This window comes from Holdemania sp. Marseille-P2844 (genome assembly GCF_900120005.1).
Lineage (GTDB): Bacteria > Bacillota_I > Bacilli_A > Erysipelotrichales > Erysipelotrichaceae > Holdemania.
This window is the reverse complement of sequence record NZ_LT635450.1, coordinates 1-18256: the sequence shown is the minus strand read 5'-3', so window position 1 is coordinate 18256 and position 18256 is coordinate 1. Positions and strand designations below refer to the sequence as shown.

Genomic DNA, 18256 nt, shown 5'->3' with positions numbered 1-18256 from the left:
ACGTCGTCGAAAGGAGAAGGAAAAACATGAACCTGAAAAAAATCGGACTGGCGCTGGCGGCATCCGCGCTGATCCTGTCCGGCAGCGGCTGCGCGCTGTTTTCCGCAAAAAAAGCGAGTCCCGCGCCGCAAGCGCAGACGGGAACCACGGAAGTTCAAAAAGCTTTCGATGAATTCCTGATGGAGGAAACCCGCCGCCAGCTGACGCAGGACGCCCTGACGCTGCATTTTTCAGCGACGGATCCCGCGGCTCTGGGCATCCGTGAGAAACCGATGACGCTGGGCAGTCTGAGCGAAGCCGATGAACTGCGCCATCAACAGGAAACCGAAGCCGCGCTGCAGAATTTACTGAAGTTCAAGCCGGAGGATCTCACGGCCGTCCAGCAGCTCAATTATCAGCTGCTGCAGCGCGATCTGGAACAAACGTCAGCGATGAACGAATACATGCCCCTGCAATTTCTGTTCGAGCCGAACCAAGGCTTGATCGGCGCGTTAAATCAGAACTTCCTCGAGTTCCGCATGGAAACGGAAGAGGACGTCCAGCTGTATCTGACGCTGCTGGCGGATGTAGAACGCTATCTTAACGAAGCTGTGACCTATACTCAAAACCAGGCTCGGCGCGGCTACTTCCTGCAGGATGAAACCCTCGACAGCACGCTGGCCGAAATCGACCGGTTTGTGGAAAAGGTAGACGACAATGCCCTGATCGTTAATTTTCAGGAAAAGCTGGCCGCGATTGACAGCCTGAGCGACGAGCAGCGTCAGCGCTATGCCAACGAGAATGAAACGCTGATGAAGGAAACCTATCTGCCAAGCTACCGTCATGTCCGGGAAGAACTGGAAGCCCTGCGCGGCAGCGCCAAGGGGCAGGGCGGTCTGGCGGCAGCGTATGGCGAGCAGGGCCGCGCTTATTACCAGCTGTTGATGCAAGCCAAAACCGGCACCGATCAGACGATCATGGAGCTGGCCAGTGAGCTGGAGAATTTCCTGATTCAGAAGCTGCAGCGCATGCAGACGCTTCTCCAGCAGGATCCAAGCCTGCTGGAGAAGCTGGAAGCTGTGGAATTCCCGACCGTCGACGCGGCGGAGCTGTTAGCGGAATTTGAAAAGAAAATGACGGAAGTGGTGCCGGAAATCCCCTCGATCCGCTATACCGTCAGCTTCCTTGATGCGAGTATCGCCAGCGAGAATACGATCGCCTACTATCTGATTCCACCGCTGGATCAGGAAACGGAAAATATTATGAAGGTCAACCCTGCCTATGCCGACAATTCCGAAACACTGTGGACTACGCTGGCGCATGAAGGCTTTCCGGGACATTGTTACCAACATAACTATTTTCAGAATACCGATCCTCACCCGATCCGCCGTGTCCTTTCGGAAACTGCCTACGCGGAAGGCTGGGCGGAAATCATCGCGCTGGAAGCTTACCGCTGGCTGGGCATCGACGATGAAAATCTGATTGAAACCCTGCAGATCAACGCAATGTTCGGCTACTATCTGCAATCCCTGTGCGATATGGGGGTGAACGGCTTAGGCTGGAGCGAAGCAGATCTGACAAGCTACCTGAGCAATTTCGGCTATGAAGACGCAGCGGCACAGATTTATCCTCAGCTGGTTGCCAACCCGGGCGTGCTGCTGCCATACGGCGTGGGCGAAATGAAGATGGAACAGCTGCGCGATCAAGCCCGCGAAGCCCTGTCGGATCGGTTTGATCAGAAAGCCTTTTACAGCGTGATTCTGGATAATGGCCCGCGTCCGTTTGACTTGATTGAACAAGACGTCCAGACGTATATCCAATCCCAGAAATGAGGAATGCTGAATGAGAATCCGTCAAGCCAGTCCGCAGGATGCACAGGGTCTGGCAGAAGTTCACGCACTGAGCTGGCAGGCCGCGTACGCCGGGCTGATCGACCCCCAATTTCTGAAAACCCGCACCCTTCAGCGCAGCTTGGAAACGTTTAAGCGAAATGGCTGCGCGGAGATCTGGCTGGCGGAACAGGCGGACAAGATCGTCGGTTTCTGCCGGATCGGCAGGGAAGAAGACAACGGTGAACTGCTGGGTGAGATCGTGGCGCTGTATCTGCTGCCCCAGTTTCAACGTCAGGGGATTGGCCGGCGGCTGATGCAGGCAGGAATTGATCAGCTGCGCCAGCGCGGCTATTCCACATTTGTCCTGTGGGTTCTCAAGTCGAATGTCCAGGCCCGCCAGTTTTATGAACACTGCGGATTTACGGCCGAGCCTGTGGAAAAGACGTTAGACATGGGTACGCCGCAGATCGTTGTGCGGTACCGGCTGACCTGCGAATCTTAATGCAAGGATTTTGAAAATAGAGTAGAATAAGAAGGAAAGAAAAGGAGCGAACAAATTATGGGTTTAATTCAAGGTAAAATTACGATGGCCAACGGAGCGGAAATTCCGTTTGAGCTGTATCCGGACGAAGCGCCGATCACCGTCGCCAACTTCGTCAAGCTGATTAAGGAAGGTTATTACAACGGCAAGACTTTCCACCGCGTCATTCCGCATTTCGTTTCCCAGGGCGGCTGCCCTTACGGCACCGGCGCGGGCGATCTGGGCTACACGATTCCCTGCGAAACAAAAAACAATCCGCACAAGCATATCGCGGGCGCGATGTCGATGGCTCACCGCGGCAAGGATACCGGCTGCTGCCAGTTCTTCATCTGTCATGATCCGCAGCCGCATCTGGACGGCGTGCATACGGTCTTCGGTCAGGTGACGGACAACCTCGGCGCTGTCCGTGCCATGCGCAACGGCGATGTCATGACCAAGGTGGAAATCACTGAAGAATAATCAATCTTTAATTTAACTCTGCTTCTCCCAAAGCAAGGATTTCGGGAGAAGCAGAGTTTTTCTTTGGCCGGGTCTGATTTCCTTCTTGCCGGCACTTATATTCCTAAGTTTTCAGGCATCATAAAAAATATATATCAAAAAATGAATAAATTCATGAAAAACTTGAAATAAACAATGTATTTATTATCTGTAAAAATTGATTATGATAGAGGATGTAATTCCTATTTAATTGAAATTAGTAGAAATAAGAAAAAATGATAAATTTATTTTTTACCTCCTTCTTTCGCAATAAATGTTATTTGAAATTTCTACTTATCTTTAGTTTACGTGATAATTCTTCGTTCTCTTTTTCAGCTATTCTTTCAAAATTATTTACCTGCAAAAATATTATTTCCATATATGGGAATAATCTGGAAACCACGTTGCTATCATAGAACCGCAAAAAACAAAAGAAAGGAAGCTGAACTATGGAATACGTCACATTGATATCGAATAGAATTCGGGAATTATGCAAACAAAGAGGAAATATTTCATTCTACAAATTATCCGAAATGTCCGGCGTGAGCACGTCCACTCTGGAGAACATCATCAAAGGACATACCAAGAATCCGGGAATCGCGACGATTCATCAATTAGCGTTAGGTTTTAATATGACCATCGCTGAATTCTGTGATTTTGACGAAATGAACATGTATGAATTCGTCGAGGAGGAAAACGAAGTCGCCGGCTGACGCCGGGCTTTTAACAGGAATCCAACGAAAAGGCAGTCTTTTTCAGACTGCCCTCGACTTGGATTTTTTCAGCATGCGATTTTCTTTCCTGATCTTTTTCTTCAGCTGTTTTTTCTCTTTCTCACTTAACGGATAATCCAGAGAGTAGAGATGAGCGTCCTGATATTTGATTTTCTTGTCATATTTGACCACCGCTACCCACTTCAGCTTGTGCTCCAGCTTGGATTTCTTCGGCCGCAGATACAACAGTGCCGTATCGAGAATTTCATATTTCTCATTCATAAAGTCGATCCGGGCGATCGGCGTCTGCCACTGTCCGGAATAAACGACCAGTCCTTTGACGACAAGGAAGGAATTCTGAATGGTTGTGCTGTCGAAGGTGAACTCAGCCTGTTCGATCTCTTTCAGATCGCTGGTTAACTTATCCGCGTTGCGCTTGCCGATCAGTTCGTTGCGCTCCATCAACAGTTCTACGATCCACGATAAGAACAGGATGACAACCACTATCGGAATGATGAACCAGGCATACTGACTCTGTAAGAACAAGACGATCTTCCCCAGGAAAGGAACGTGCATGACGTAGATGCCGACGATATCCTGCCGGTATGTGTGATATTCATCCAGCCCTTCATAAGCATAGGCTTGTGTATAATACCGTACCCGGCCATCCGATTCTACTTCGGTCTTGGCTAAAGTATGCGTCAATACTGTATCTTCCCCCAGCCGGTTCGCATGGAAGGTAATAATTGTACCGGGAACCAGCTCATCATCGGATTGTATGTTCTTCGACAACACCAGCGAATAGGTTGGAATCTTCGGTTCCATACTTCCGCTCAATACCGTATAGAATTGAAAACCGGTTAGTTTGATCATGGTATCGGGAAAGAACAACATTCCCAAGATATAGCAGAACAAAACAAAAGATATAAATCGGAATATCCAATTTACAATCTTCGGTTTAACTCTCCACTTTTTCTTTGTCCCCATGTTACTATCCCCGCAGTTATCTCTATTTTATCAGTATTCAGGTTAGAATCAAAGATACTTTTAAAAAAGCCATCCGAAGATGGCTTAAATATATACTAATTAGTCGCTGGAACGAGCGTCGCTGTTATTGTAGCAGTTACATCATCTAAACTAGTAGGAGCATCATCTGGCATAGTAAATGCAGCTTTTATAGTATAATCTCCTGCATCAATCGGTTTGGTAAGATCAATCTTTTCCGCCCCCTTGTATACCTCAATAGTAGGGTTATTATTAGTAATATCACCAGATAAACTTGCGGAAGGAGTCAATTTAACCTCATGATTTGATGGCTCAACAGAAATTGGCATCTCAACTGTATATACAGGAGCTGACTCTAAAGCACGACTATCTTCGTTGTTTGAAACACTAAATTCATCAGCCCCTGATAATGTGGACGTGACTGTAACGGGCTTAGCAATTGTAATTAGATGTGCATTAGTAACACTCAATTTATCCCACGCCGCATAAGACCCCGTGGTCGCCGCGACGATCGCCGCACCGGTCATGAAACCAAGAATCGCTTTTTTCTTCATTATAATATTCCTCCTCTTAATTAGAATATGTTTACATCTTTATTATAATGGGGAAAAAGGGGAGAGAGTAATACCAATAAAGTATAGCCTGGTTATGCTTTTTGTGAAAATATACCTTAGTAAAATAACGTTATACCGCAAGTGATGAACAAAACAAATCCAGAAAGAGCTTGGCTTCGTTAGATAAGGTATGCCGCTGGCGTTCGATCCAGACCAAATGACGAGAGACATTGTCAGTTTCCACAGGGATGGAAGCGATGCCGCCTTTCTTGAGATCGGCGGCCTGCCAACAGTTGCCGAACATGAACGAATCACTGTGCTTCAACAGATTGATCATCGTGTGGTAATTGTTAACAGTCACGGTCTTCTTGAAATTGGTCAGTTCCTGATCGCCAACTTTGAAGGTGTAATTGAGCTGGGTGTAGAAATCCTGCGGCATCCGCAGATAGGTCATGTCCAACAGCTCGGACGTGGTAATCGTACTTCGGCTGGCTAATGGGTGCGACTGGGCGAGATGAACATAAACCGCATCCTTCTTGATCGAATGCATCTGCAAGCCCTGAACTTTGATCACCTTGGTCATGACGCGATGCTGCACGGAGTTCAACGTCAGAATCGCGATCTCGGATCCCTGATCGCTGACGTTCTTGATCGCCTGTTCGATGCCCGTTTCCTGAATATTGATGACCGCATGATCGCTGGGGACTGACTTGAAGTATTCCTGCACGATCGCATCCTGAAGCAGAAGCATTGCCGTTGATACCTGCAGGCGGGTTTCCACAACCGCGTGGTACGTTTTCTTTAACCGTTCGATTTCCTCAAACTGGGAAAGAATGCTGTGGGCATAATAATACAAGCTCTGGCCGACCGGAGTCATTTCAATCCCATGATTATTGCGGATTAACAGCTGGACGCCCAGCTCGTCTTCCAACGCCTGAACGGTTCGGGATAAAACCGGCTGGCTGATGTACAGAATTTCAGCCGCTTTGTTGATGCTTTTCTGATCGGCGATGGCGACGTAGTAGGATAACGCTTTGACGTCCATTCAAATCACCTGCTTTACTTATCTTTATCATACCATAAAACAAGCCGGTTCCCGATTAATTTGATCGGGAAATGAACAAGATAAAAGAGAAAGATGAAAACTCAAAAATAGGCTGGCAGAATTACCCCAGTTCATATAAAATAAGAGAAGATCCGTGGGAAACCCAGGAGGAACCATTTCATGAAACGCCATTCACAAATTTATGATTACACGATGATTCTGTTCGGCTCGGCGCTGTTTGCGGCTTCGATTAATCTTTTCGTCGTTCCGGTCAATCTCTATAACGGCGGAATTGTCGGACTGTCGCAGATTATCCGGTCCGTGCTGGTCAGTCGGATGGGAATGCGTTTCAGTTTCGATATCGCGGGCGTGATCAACTTTTTAATCAATGTGCCGCTGTTTTTTATGGCCTTTCGCTCGCTGAGCCGGAAATTCTTTCTTGGGACGCTACTTTCACTGATCACCCAGACTGTCTGCTTCTCGCTGATTCCCATTCCAGTCGTGCCGATTCTGGACGATGTGTTGGCTTCGCTCATCATCGGGGCGATCGTCGGGGCATTGGGCATCGGGATGACGCTGGTCAGCGGGGCCAGCGGCGGCGGAACAGATATCGTCGGCGTGTATGCCGCGCTGCATTGGAAAGCGTTCAGCGTCGGGAAGATCCAGCTGCTGTTCAACGCGCTGGTGTACAGTCTGTGCGCGTTCCTGTTTGATCTGCCGATCGCGATTTACAGCATTATCTATGCGGCGGTATATTCATTTGTGCTCGATAAGGTTCACCTGCAGAACATCGAGATGAGCCTGATGATCTTTACCAAGAACCCGGAAATCAAAAACCGGATCCTCAAGGATTTTGTGCGCGGGGTGACGTATTGGAAGGGCTTAGGCGCCTATACCCAGACGGAAACCGAGGTTCTGGTCACCATTGTGTCGAAGGATGAGGTCAATGAACTGCGCCGGATGATTACGCAGCTGGATCCCAAAGCTTTCATCATCGTCAACGAGGGCTTGCAGATCACAGGCAACTTTATCAAACGGTTAGTAGAATAAACAACCCGCAAAATGCAATAAAAAAGTTAAGAATTCGACAAAACTTGTCAGAATTCCGCTATATTCAAAGTGGGCCTTTCATGATAAAATAGAAGCGAGGTGTTAGATATGAAAATTGAGTTTAAACAGTTAAATGAACTCGCGCAGAAAAAAGCAGAGAAACTGTTAAAGGAAATCAGCTTAACGGTGAAAGACGTTGATTTTGATGTAACAGGCGCTGATATTACGATGATTGTTAAAACGACGCAGGAAGTCATTCATCTATAAATCACCGGGATCCCTGGTGATTTTTTCTTATGAAGAAGCAACGAAAATGGAATCGGCTGCAGGGAATCGCCGCAATCGCGGGCGTACTTTTGCTTGTGCTGGCGGCTTTGGATTTTCTTCCGGCGGTCAACGCGCTATTGAAAAGCGGCGACGAACAGGCGATCCGGCTGTACTTTCGCGCGCTGGGGCTGAAGGGCGTGTTGTTTCTGATTCTGCTTCAGGCGGTGCAGGTGATCACGTCGCTGATTCCCGCGCTGTCGCTGCAGGCGGCGGCCGGCGCCAGTTATGGGCCTTTGTTGGGGACGATCATAATTCTGACCGGGATGGTTTTGGGCAACGGCGTTGTCTATCTGTTTGCGGAAAAACTGCTCGGCCAGCTGTCGCCAAAGTCGAAGATCACGCGGATGCTGGAACGTTTCCGTCACTGGCTGGCGGGGAAAAACAAAGAACTCTATTGCTTTTTAATGTTCCTTCTGCCGGTCCTGCCCAATCTGGTCAAGCCCTATCTGGCGGCGGTGTCGGACGTCCGCTGGCCGGTTTTTCTGTTTTCCTGCGCATTCGGCTCGATCATTCCGGTGCTGGCCGGTTCGCTGATCGGAAACTTCCTGATTGAAGGCAGGGTGCGGGAAGCGATGATGGTTGCCCTTGCCGCCGTCCTCGCCGCGCTGGCGGCCGCCTGGATCCAGAAACGCCGCGCTGATCGCGGGAGTGAATCGGGAAAATGAATGAGAAATGGACAATCAAACAAGATTGTCCGCTTTCATGAAACTGGAAATTTGTGTATAATAAAGCCATTGCGAAAGGAATCTGACGATGAAAAAAACATACTTCTTTGATTTGGACGGCACGCTGCTGCCGATGGATCAAGATCAATTTGTCCACAGTTATTTTTCCCGCCTGGCGAAGAAAATGGCGGGGAAGATCGACCCGAAGCAGCTGGTCGATACGATATGGAAAGGCACCGGCGCAATGGTGACCAACGATGGCCGGGCTACCAATGAACAGGTGTTCTGGCAGGTGTTTGATCGCCTGACCGGCTTGCATCATGAAACGCTGGAGGATGAATTCCTCGACTACTACCGCAACGAATTCAACGAAGCGGTCGAAGCCTGCGCGCCGACGCCGCTGGCGAATAAGATTGTAAAACGGTTTAAAGAAAAAGGTTATACGTTAGTGCTGGCGACCAATCCGATCTTTCCGCGGATCGCTACGGAAAACCGGATCCGCTGGGCCGGATTGGATAAAAACGACTTTGACTGGATCACAACCTTTGAGGTTTGCCGCTATTGCAAGCCGAATCCGAAATATTATGAAGAAATTCTCACCCGGTTGAATCTGGATCCGAAGCAGTGCGTCATGATCGGCAACGACGTTAAGGAAGACATGACGGCCCGTTCGCTGGGGATGGAAGGCTGGCTGATCACCGACTGTTTGTTAAACACGGAAAACCTGCCGGTGGAATGCGAGTTTGAAGGCACGCTGGCTAAGCTGCAGGAAAAAATTGAAACGCTGGAATAAAATAAAAAAGTCTAGAACAGACGCAGCTGCCGTTCAGACTTTTTTTTCGTTATGAGTTGATCGTCAGGCTGCAGATGACCGATCAGCAGCGTGGATTCAGGATCGTGCCGGGCTTGCCGCGAGGCGATCTGCGCTTCGTCAAAGTTGGCGTAGCAATAGCGGCAATGGTGGGCGCAGCAGTTGTATTCGCCCAAATCCGTGACCTGCAGGCAATGACAATGCGCCCGCGCCTGGGTCAGCGGATATTCCAACGTTTTCCCGGTCAGCTCCCGCAGCCATTCTGCGTCGATGCAGCTGCGGTTTTCAATGCCGGCGCTGCGCAGATCCAGATTCTCGGCGCACAGCTGCAGGCGCATTCCATAACGGCTGCCGATGTCAGCCAGCCGGCATGCCAGAGCTGTAAATCGCTGCAGCGAATCCGGCTGCCAGTTCAGCTCGCGCTGATGCTTCAGGGTATTTTTATAGAAGTCGAGATGACTGATGATGACCTGCGTGCAGGAACCTGCCAGCTGTTGGCAGCAGCGCTCAAACGCCCGGCAATGAAACGCTTCGTCATAACGTTCGGATAAGAAAATCGGATCATACCGCAAAATCATGTGGGAAGGGCCAAGCTTGCAGGCGAGTTGCCGGAAGCTGTCCAGAACCTGCCGCTTATCCGACAAGCCCGGTTCGATCTCTGGGCCATAGGGCGTCACCGTGATCTGAAAACCGACCGCATAGTCACGGAAGACGTCCATCTTATCCAGCATCGGCGTTGGATTCTTGGTCATGAAGATGACCGCGTCGACCTGACCGGGCGAACAATCCACGCGCAGCACCTGCCGGGGCGCGAACGGATTGCGGATATCGACGAGGCCGGCCTGGAATCGGTTTACAAGCCAGTCACTGTAAAATGCGCACAGATCGGTGCGCTGGGAACAACATAAAAGCATGCCGCCAGCCTCCTTTTCCGGTTTAATATATCACAAAGACATTAAAAAAGGCAGTCCTGTGACTGCCGGAAAGACAGCTTATGAGAGCGAAGCGCCGGATCAAAGCAGATACGGCAGAAAGAGCGTCGCCAGTCCGAGAAAGAAGAAGAATCCCAGGACGTCGGTGACCGTCGTCACGAAGACGGAGGAGGCCAGCGCCGGATCGACGTTGATTTTCTTGAGGATGACCGGCACGGCGTAACCTGCGATTGTCGCAAACGCCATGTTCAGCAGCATCGCCAGCCCGACGACCAGTCCGAAAATCGGATTCTGCTGCATGACGCCGCAGAGCAAGGCGACGACCAGACCGATGCTGACGCCGCTGAGAATACCCACGCCGAACTCCTTGAAGAAGACCCGCCGGGCGTTGTCGCCGGTTAACTCGCCCAATGCGATGCCGCGGACGACGATCGTTAACGATTGGGTGCCGGCGTTGCCGCCCATTCCGGCGATGATCGGGTTGACCGCCGCCAGCGCGACGACCTTTTCGATTGTGCCGGAGAAGACGGCGACGACGGAAGAGGCCAGAAACGCTGTAAGCAGATTGATAAACAACCACGGCAGACGGCTTTTCAACGATTCGATCAGACTGCCGTCGACTTTTTCTTCCTCATTGATCTGCGCCAGTCGGTGGATATCTTCCGTGTTTTCTTCTTCAATGATGTCCATGACGTCGTCAACGGTGATGACTCCGAGAATATGATCCTGCTCGTCCACAACCGGCATCATCAGGAAGCTGTACTTGCTGAATATCCGCGCGACTTCTTCCTGATCGGTCGAGGCCGGCACGGAGATGACGTTCGGATTGGCGATGTCGCGGATCTGCGTGTCAAAGCTGTGAGCGACGATTTCCCGCAGGGAAACGACTCCGGTCAGCACGTTGCTTTGATCGACGACGTACAGGTAGTACGCCATTTCCGCGTCCTGCGCCGCCTTTTGCAGATATTCCAACGTCTGCAGCACGCTCATGTGCTGGGATAGACTGATAAACTCCGTCGCCATCAATCCGCCGGCAGTATCGGCATCGTAGCTCAACAGCTCGCGGACCTCCTGGCGGTCTTCGACGTTCATCTTGCTTAAGACGTCTTCTGATTCCGCCTCGTCCAGAACGGAAACCAGGTCGGTAATTTCATCGGACGACATTTCTTCGAGGATGACCATCTGCTCGGTATCGGAGAAATGCGACAACAAGCCATATTTCTCCTCATCTTCTTCCTCATCGACAATTTCGGCGAGGATGTCCGAAGGCAGACGTTTCATGATGACGTCTTCGTCATCTTTGTATTCATGAATGACTTCCAGAATGTCAACCGGGTGGATAAACTCGATCATCTCTGCCAGCTGATCATCCGTGGCGTGCAGCAGAAAATTTCGCAGTTCTTCTTTACTGATTTCTAATTTCATACGATCTCCTTGATCCGGAAGAACCGGCGCTGTGCGTAAAAAAGCGTCGTCCAGGTCAATCTGCCGCCGGATCATGCCGGCGCGGCGTTAAAGTCTGACGGACTGGCTGGACTGCGTTTCCAATGCTTTCATTATAGTCTTATTTCCCACGTCAAAACAACTGTTCACGCAGTTATTTTCAGGGAAATTTGAAGGTGATCAACACGAAAGCGCCATTCGATCATGTGAAGGTGTTGACAAAGTGAGGGGAAGTCTGTACAATGAAACCGAACATGTTCGGTTTTGAGTCAGAGAATCCAGAGGGAGGATAAAAAATGAGCATCAGAAAAGCAATCACCGCGGTTCTGGCGTTGTCGATCACTTTCAGCGCCGCCGGCTGCGGTTCACCAAAATCAGAAGCGGCGCCAGCTTCGCCGCTGTTGGCAGTCAAAGACGGAACTTATCCGGGAACAGGCGAAGGCCACGGCGGAACGCTCGCCGTTCAGGTTGAGGTCAAAGACCATAAAATCACTGCAGTAACGGTCGGCGACCATCAGGAAACTGCCGGGATCTGCGATGCAGCGCTGGAAAAAATGCCAGCTCGGATTATGGAGACGCAGTCGTTGGGCGTCGATACGGTGACCGGGGCGACGGAAACATCCAACGCGATCCTGCAGGCATGCGAAGCCGCTCTGAGGGCGGCGGGCGCGGACATTGACGCACTGAATGTCAAAGTGGAAACCACCGCGAAGGAAGAAAAAATTGAAAAAGACGTCGATGTCGTGATCGTTGGCGGCGGCGTGGCTGGATTGTCAGCCGCGGTTGAAGCTTCGGCGGCGTCAAAATCCGTACTGCTGATTGAAAAAATGGGCGTGCTGGGCGGCAGCACCAGTCTGTCCGGGGGCAAGCTTCTGGCTGCGGACAGCGTATTCCAGCGCGAACAGGGGATTGAGGACAGCCCCAAATTGTTCTCTGATTTTCTGATCGAGCTGGGCCAGCATCATGTCGATGAAGACAAACTGAAAATGATTGCGGAACGTTCCAGCGCCAATGTTGACTGGCTGATTGAAAACGGCGTGGAATTCTCCGATCAGATCGACACGCCAAACCCGAAAATGCAGCCCAACCGCGGCTTGAACGCAGCCGCGGGCAGCGGCGCCGGGTTTATTCTGCCGCTGCAGAAAAAAGCTGAGGAAGCGGGCGTGGAAATCATGACCGAAACCCGCGGCGAAAAACTGATCGTGAATGAACAAGGCGAGGTTGTCGGCGTAGAAGCCACGCAATCGACGGGCACCTCCGTGCTCATCCATGCGGAGGCCGTGATTCTGGCGAGCGGCGGTTATGATCGCAATCCGGAATTAAAAAAAGAATATTCGCCGACCTATGCGGATTCCATTACCAATGTCGGCGCAGGCAATGAAGGCGACGGCTTGCTGATGGCGCGGGAAATCGGCGCGCAGATCGTCGGCAACGACAGCGCGATCGCACAGATTCTGCCGTTTGGCGCGGCGATGCAGGACTTATTTACTTATGCCGGGCTGTTTGTCAGTCTGGACGGCCAGCGGTTTATGGACGAATCGCTGCCGCGCCCGGCCCGGACGCCGGTCGTTCTGGCGCAAACCGGTCAGCCGAAATATTTCATTCTGCTGGATGCGGCCCGGGCAACGGAGAATGTTCAGGCCGCCGAGGACGCCGGCACTGCGTATTCCGGCGCAAGCTTGGAAGAACTGGCAGCCGCTGCCGGGATGGATCCGGAGAAACTCACGCAGACGGTTCAGCGGTATAATGAACTCTGCGCGGCCGGTAACGATGAAGACTTCAACAAAAACGCCGACTTGATGCAGCCGGTCGAGGAAGGCCCGTACTATGCGGTTTTATGTACGATGAACACGTCCGGAACCTTTGCCGGTCCGCTGACGACGATGGACGCCGAAGTTGTGAACGAACAAAATCAGGTAATTCCGGGATTATATGCCGCCGGCGAAGTCAGCAGCGGCGATCTGTTCTATAAGGAATATCCAGGCAGCGGCACTGCGATTCAATCGTTTATTACAATGGGCCGGATCGCGGGGCAGCAGGCCGCCCAATACGCTTTGGAAAAAACGAAATAAAGACCGCGCGTAAGTCATAACAAAAGTGAAGCCGTTTTTCCTGTAAGGAAGCTGCTTCACTTTTTTTGATTGTGCTCTGGTTAAGCCGCAATCAGCGTGATCAGGTGATTCACCTGTTTCATCAGCTGCTCGCCGACAGGATAATCGCCGTTTTCCATGCAATAGCGGATTGAATTGCCAAGGATCAGCGTAAAAAGATGATCCAGCACCTCCTGGGCGGCGTACTCCGGTTTCATCTGTCCTTTTTCCGCAGCCCGGATTAAAAGCTCCCGCACGATCTGACGGTATTGCGACAGACTGTCTGACTGATAATGTGTGATGTTGTAAGCATATAGAAACTGCAGGCGATCCAACGACGTTTCTTCCAAGAATGAAATTTGAAAACGAACGTAAGCCCGCAGGTTTTCCCATTCGTCGGCACTTGTCAGATTCAATCGCTCGTTTTCCCGCGCCCGCTGGGCGTTGCTGCGGAATAATTCGACGATCACGTCTTCCTTTGCCTGAAAATAATGATAGAAGCTGCCGATGGAAACCCCCGCCTGTTCGCAGATTCCGCGGATTGTGATCTCCGAAAAGGCCCCGTCGGCGATCAGCTGCCGCACCTGTTCTAAAATTTTCTCTTTGTTTGACTTCTTTTTCATGGGTTTATTATACCACAAGCTGCTTTTTTTGGATTCCCCCGGATTGCAAGGTTTTTTACGTCATGTCTATTAGGAGTGACAACAGGATAGCCCATGAATCGCTGTGAGCGTGATCGCAAAAAAAAGCGGACGCTGGACAAGAACGCCCACCTCGCAAGTTGTATTTAACCATCCTGACCGGGACAAGCCGGCCAAATAAAAACTTCATCGGGTATCCGATGAAGCTTCCTCAGCTTTGCGTTTTAAATCAGCCTGCCGTTTTTCATAAGAATAAAGACAGCCGCAGTAATCCTGCCGGTACAGCTGATGCAGCCGCGACAGCTCCTGTCCCCGGTCGATGCCCTTTTTCTTTTTGAAATCCGAATAGAAATATGGAACGTCCGGGTATTTGTGCGACAGCTGCCGGCCGATTTCGTTTAATTTCTGACTGTCCTTCTGCCGGCTGATCGTCATGACAGTCGTAAAATAATCGAAGTGATGCTCGCTGGCGTACCGGTAAGCTTCGTCCATTCGCAGACCATAGCACAGAAAGCAGCGGCCCGCTCCCTCCGGCTGATCCTTCAGAAAGGATAACCGTGCGGTAAATTCCTCGTTTTGATAAGGCGGGACGATCAAGCTGACCGGATGGGGCAGCGTTGGATTCACCTCGTCCAGGTATCGTTTTAATTCATTCAGCCGGCGCTGATATTCAGCCGCCGGATAAATGTTGGAGTTGTTGTAATAAATCGTAACTTCAAACACGCCGCTGAGAAATTCCAGCGGAAACGCGCTGCACGGCGCGCAGCAGGCATGCATCAGCAGCCGCGGATGTCGGCCTTCCGCCTCAATCCGCGCCATTTCCTCCACGCTCATTTTCCAATAGTTGATCTTCGGTTTGGAACTTGCCGGTCGTTTATTCTGTTCCATAAGCTATTCGATGAACATACTGTCGCCGAACGAGAAGAAGCGGTATTTCTCGTCGATCGCCGCCTGATAAGCCGTCATGATCTGTTCTTTGGTCGCAAACGCGCTCACAAGCATGACCAACGTCGACTTCGGCAGATGAAAATTGGTGATCAAACCGTCGATCGCTTTGAATTGATAACCAGGGAAAATGAAAATATCGGTATCTTCATGACACTCGCGGAACTTGCCATACTTGCTCATGATTGCTTCCAATGTCCGGCAGCTGGTCGTACCGACCGCGATGATTCGCCGGCCTTCCGCTTTTGCCTGATTCAGCCGGTCTGCCGTGGCCTGATCCATCATGAAGAATTCCGAATGCATGTGATGATCGGCGATATCCTCAGTATCCATCGGCCGGAACGTGCCCAAACCGACATGCAGCGTGATATCCTCAACCTCGACGCCTTTGGCTTTCAGCTGATCGAACAGCTCCGGCGTAAAATGCAGACCGGCTGTCGGCGCAGCGGCGGAACCTTTGACCTTGGCGTAAACCGTCTGATAACGCTCCGGATCCTCCAGCTTTTCCTTGATGTATGGCGGCAGTGGAACATTGCCCAGTTTTTCCAGAATCTCATAGAAAATACCGTCGTAGATCATCCGGAACTGACGCAGCCCTTTTTCGCCGATCCCGATGCATTCCGCTTTCAGCTCGCCTTCGTTAAACGAGATGATAGTGCCCAGCTTGACCACTTTGGCGTTGCCGACCAGACATTCCCACTCGTCGCCTTCCTGCCGCAAAAGCAGCAGTTCGACGTGCGCGCCGGTTTCCTCTTTCGTGCCGAACAGCCGGGCTGGAATGACGCGCGTGTTGTTGCGCACCAGCACGTCGCCCGGTTTTAAATAATCGACGATATCGTAGAAATGCCGGTGTTCAATCGCGCCGGTGGAACGATGCAGGACTAACAACCGCGACGCTGACCGCTTCGCCAGCGGCGTCTGCGCGATCAGCTCCTGCGGCAGCTCAAAATCAAATTCACTTGTTTTCATATCAGAACCCCCTCGAGTCCACGCTGTTCAGATTATATTTCTTAAACAGCTCTGCTTTGAAATCACCGAAGCGGTCTTCCCGGATCGCTTTTCTGGCCTGTTCCGTCAGACTTAACAAAAACCGCAGATTGTGAATCGACATCAGACGACTGCCCAGCCCTTCGTTGCAGCGGAACAAGTGCCGCAGATACGCGCGGCTGTAATTTTTGCAGGTGTAGCAGTCGCATTCCGGATCCAGCGGTCCGAAATCTTCTTCGTATTCCTGCTTCTTGATGTTGATCCGGCCCTGCGAAGTCATCAACGTGCCATGCCGGGCAATCCGTGTCGGCAGCACGCAGTCGAACATATCGACATTGCGCAGAATGCCTTCCAGAATCGCGTCCACCGAGCCGACGCCCATCAGATAGCGCGGCTTCTCCCATGGCAGATACTTGACGCTGTAATCGATCATCTTATACATCGTTTCCTTGGATTCACCGACGGACGTACCGCCGATCGAATACCCCGGGAAATCCATCTCCGCCAGCGTTTTGGCGCACATCTCGCGCAGATCCTGATACTCCCCACCCTGGACGATGCCGAACAACGCCTGTTCCTCCGGACGCTGATGCGCGTCTTTGCCGCGCTTGGCCCAACGCAGTGTCCGCTCCACGCTGTTTTTCATGTAATCATAGGAGCAGGGATACGGAGCGCATTCATCAAAGCTCATGATGATATCCGCGCCGATCTTGTTCTGAATCTGGATTGATTTTTCCGGACTCAAAAATAAGGTAGAGCCGTCAAGATGACTCTTGAAGGTTACGCCTTCTTCCTTAATCTTGCGTCGGTCCGCCAGCGAAAAGACCTGGAATCCGCCGCTGTCCGTCAGCATCGGCCCGGAATAGTTCATGAATTTCTGGACGCCGCCGGCTTTATCAACAATGTCTTCGCCCGGCCGCAGCCACAAGTGGTAGGTGTTGGCCAGAATAACGCCGGCCCCCAATGCCTTGATTTCCTCCGGCGACAGAAACTTGACGGTCGCTAAGGTGCCGACAGGCATAAACATCGGCGTTTCTACATCGCCATGCGGCGTGTGCAGGATGCCGCAGCGGGCGCCTGACTGTTTGCACACATGGGTAATCTCAAATCGAATTGCACTCATATATTTTTCACCGCCACTATTCTATCATAAAAGCCCCTTCCCTGAAAGGAAAAGCCGGAATAAGCTGAATCCCGCCGGCATAAGTCTAAAGAAAGAGGAGGCCTGGAATATGGAAGAAAACAAAGAAGAAATTCAATGGATCAGCAAGATTCGCCGGCATTTTCATCTGCGAATCGAAATTTACAACCGCCGCAAGACGATCAAGCAATGTAAAAAGGAGGTCCTCCAAACGACGCTGCAGTTAGGGAAGGTGACGTACCAATGCTTTCTGAATCAAAAGGAAAGCGAGGAGATCGCCGCACTGTCATCGCTGATCCGGCAGCGGCTGGCGACGATCGAAGAATTGGAGCAGCAGATCCGGCAGCTGAAGCAGGGGGAGGAAGAACAGGATTTTCTGGACGCGATGTTTTAACCAAAACGTTGAAAACTGAATTAAATTAACCGATGAGACTCTATCCGCTGTCTGAAAACGGAGCGGGATAAAAAAAGGTCCGCGGAAAGTGTAAAGAAGAAAAGGGAAAAATGATAACCAACGCGTTCATCCTATTATATAGGAAAGTGTTGCTTCTGAAAGTCCCGCTTGGAAATTAACTGATTGATATTTATTACAAGGAAGAATTAAGCGAGGGGAAATCCATCCTCTTGCTTTTTAATTGATGCAGGGTCTGATTCGATTCTTATCGAAAGCAAAGCGTGGTTTCGCACTATACAAGGAAGTTTTCCCTATCCAGAATTAAAAGACGAACTGGAAAAGAGGGACGGAATAAAAATTGAGTTCATCGCAGATAAATAGAGGATTAGGATCCGTAAGGGTAAAAATGATGCCATGAATAAACTTTGAATTCAGGAAACGCGCTCCTTGTTGAACATCAAAATAAAAGAAAAAAATAATCAAATAAGCGAAAAACACGATAACAAAAGGGGATATGAAAGGGGGAAGAAGAAATCGAAAAAAAAGTTAAAAAATCAGTTGACAGAAAAGGGGTGATTTGGTAATATTAATGAGCACCTCGCGAGAGGGCGTCGATCTTTGAAAACTAAACAGGAAGAAAAGCACAAATACAACGTCAATTCATAAAGCAGCTATTCTAAGGAA

The 18256-nt window shown here is 50.5% G+C and carries 19 protein-coding genes; 10 read left to right on the top strand and 9 right to left on the bottom strand.

Annotated elements, in window-relative coordinates:
* Positions 1-26 precede the first annotated feature (26 nt).
* The 4 genes from BQ7364_RS04790 (at position 27) to BQ7364_RS04775 (ending at position 3542) form a co-directional block, all read left to right on the top strand.
* Positions 27-1811: a DUF885 domain-containing protein gene (locus tag BQ7364_RS04790; RefSeq protein WP_072683663.1), complete on the top strand. Its 1785-nt coding sequence runs from the start codon at positions 27-29 to the stop codon at positions 1809-1811.
* A 10-nt stretch (positions 1812-1821) separates the two neighbouring features.
* Positions 1822-2313: a GNAT family N-acetyltransferase gene (locus BQ7364_RS04785; RefSeq protein WP_072683662.1), complete on the top strand. Its 492-nt coding sequence runs from the start codon at positions 1822-1824 to the stop codon at positions 2311-2313.
* Positions 2314-2370: 57 nt separating this feature from the next.
* Positions 2371-2811: a peptidylprolyl isomerase gene (locus tag BQ7364_RS04780; RefSeq protein ID WP_072683661.1), complete on the top strand. Its 441-nt coding sequence runs from the start codon at positions 2371-2373 to the stop codon at positions 2809-2811.
* 467 nt (positions 2812-3278) lie between these two features.
* Positions 3279-3542 (top strand): helix-turn-helix domain-containing protein, encoded by a 264-nt coding sequence (locus tag BQ7364_RS04775; protein WP_072683660.1) that lies wholly within the window; start codon positions 3279-3281, stop codon positions 3540-3542.
* 42 nt (positions 3543-3584) lie between these two features.
* Here the strand turns inward: BQ7364_RS04775 and BQ7364_RS04770 are convergent, their stop codons facing one another.
* From BQ7364_RS04770 to BQ7364_RS04760, 3 genes are all read right to left on the bottom strand, one after another.
* Positions 3585-4415 carry a S24/S26 family peptidase gene (locus BQ7364_RS04770; protein ID WP_139248561.1) on the bottom strand — a complete coding sequence of 277 codons (831 nt, stop codon included), beginning with the start codon at positions 4413-4415 and terminating at the stop codon, positions 3585-3587.
* Between the two features lie 209 nt (positions 4416-4624).
* The gene (locus BQ7364_RS04765; protein WP_072683658.1) at positions 4625-5101 is read right to left on the bottom strand and encodes a hypothetical protein; all 477 of its coding nucleotides are present in this window, start codon (positions 5099-5101) and stop codon (positions 4625-4627) included.
* Between the two features lie 130 nt (positions 5102-5231).
* Positions 5232-6146 carry a LysR family transcriptional regulator gene (locus tag BQ7364_RS04760; protein ID WP_072683657.1) on the bottom strand — a complete coding sequence of 305 codons (915 nt, stop codon included), beginning with the start codon at positions 6144-6146 and terminating at the stop codon, positions 5232-5234.
* Between the two features lie 180 nt (positions 6147-6326).
* On the opposite strand from BQ7364_RS04760, the gene BQ7364_RS04755 reads away from it, so the two are divergent.
* The 4 genes from BQ7364_RS04755 to BQ7364_RS04745 all read left to right on the top strand — a co-directional run bounded on the left by BQ7364_RS04755 (position 6327) and on the right by BQ7364_RS04745 (position 8981).
* Positions 6327-7196, top strand: a complete 870-nt coding sequence (locus BQ7364_RS04755) for a YitT family protein (protein ID WP_072683656.1) — start codon at positions 6327-6329, stop codon at positions 7194-7196.
* 108 nt (positions 7197-7304) lie between these two features.
* Positions 7305-7463 (top strand): hypothetical protein, encoded by a 159-nt coding sequence (locus BQ7364_RS18115; RefSeq protein WP_006060135.1) that lies wholly within the window; start codon positions 7305-7307, stop codon positions 7461-7463.
* A 29-nt stretch (positions 7464-7492) separates the two neighbouring features.
* Positions 7493-8188 carry a TVP38/TMEM64 family protein gene (locus tag BQ7364_RS04750; RefSeq protein WP_072683655.1) on the top strand — a complete coding sequence of 232 codons (696 nt, stop codon included), beginning with the start codon at positions 7493-7495 and terminating at the stop codon, positions 8186-8188.
* An 88-nt stretch (positions 8189-8276) separates the two neighbouring features.
* Positions 8277-8981 carry an HAD family hydrolase gene (locus tag BQ7364_RS04745; protein ID WP_072683654.1) on the top strand — a complete coding sequence of 235 codons (705 nt, stop codon included), beginning with the start codon at positions 8277-8279 and terminating at the stop codon, positions 8979-8981.
* Positions 8982-8992: 11 nt separating this feature from the next.
* On the opposite strand, the gene BQ7364_RS04740 is transcribed toward BQ7364_RS04745, so the two are convergent.
* Together BQ7364_RS04740 and mgtE are read right to left on the bottom strand one after the other, a co-directional pair.
* A complete protein-coding gene (locus BQ7364_RS04740; protein WP_072683653.1) occupies positions 8993-9913 on the bottom strand; it encodes a DUF1848 domain-containing protein in 921 nt (306 codons plus the stop codon).
* 99 nt (positions 9914-10012) lie between these two features.
* Positions 10013-11356 (bottom strand): magnesium transporter, encoded by a 1344-nt coding sequence (gene mgtE, locus BQ7364_RS04735; RefSeq protein ID WP_072683652.1) that lies wholly within the window; start codon positions 11354-11356, stop codon positions 10013-10015.
* A gap of 314 nt (positions 11357-11670) precedes the next feature.
* Here mgtE and BQ7364_RS04730 point away from each other — a divergent pair, with 314 nt between their 5' ends.
* Entirely contained in the window at positions 11671-13446 is a 1776-nt protein-coding gene (locus tag BQ7364_RS04730; RefSeq protein WP_072683651.1) for a flavocytochrome c, read from the top strand.
* Between the two features lie 80 nt (positions 13447-13526).
* Here the strand turns inward: BQ7364_RS04730 and BQ7364_RS04725 are convergent, their stop codons facing one another.
* The 4 genes from BQ7364_RS04725 to tgt form a co-directional block, all read right to left on the bottom strand.
* Entirely contained in the window at positions 13527-14087 is a 561-nt protein-coding gene (locus BQ7364_RS04725; RefSeq protein WP_072683650.1) for a TetR/AcrR family transcriptional regulator, read from the bottom strand.
* Positions 14088-14291: 204 nt separating this feature from the next.
* A complete protein-coding gene (locus tag BQ7364_RS04720) occupies positions 14292-14993 on the bottom strand; it encodes an epoxyqueuosine reductase QueH (RefSeq protein WP_072683649.1) in 702 nt (233 codons plus the stop codon).
* A 3-nt stretch (positions 14994-14996) separates the two neighbouring features.
* Positions 14997-16019 carry a tRNA preQ1(34) S-adenosylmethionine ribosyltransferase-isomerase QueA gene (gene queA / locus BQ7364_RS04715; RefSeq protein WP_072683648.1) on the bottom strand — a complete coding sequence of 341 codons (1023 nt, stop codon included), beginning with the start codon at positions 16017-16019 and terminating at the stop codon, positions 14997-14999.
* A 1-nt stretch (position 16020) separates the two neighbouring features.
* A complete protein-coding gene (gene tgt / locus BQ7364_RS04710; RefSeq protein WP_072683647.1) occupies positions 16021-17160 on the bottom strand; it encodes a tRNA guanosine(34) transglycosylase Tgt in 1140 nt (379 codons plus the stop codon).
* A gap of 109 nt (positions 17161-17269) precedes the next feature.
* Between tgt and BQ7364_RS04705 the strand changes: the two genes are divergently transcribed.
* Positions 17270-17572: a hypothetical protein gene (locus BQ7364_RS04705; protein WP_072683646.1), complete on the top strand. Its 303-nt coding sequence runs from the start codon at positions 17270-17272 to the stop codon at positions 17570-17572.
* Positions 17573-18256: the final 684 nt, after the last annotated feature.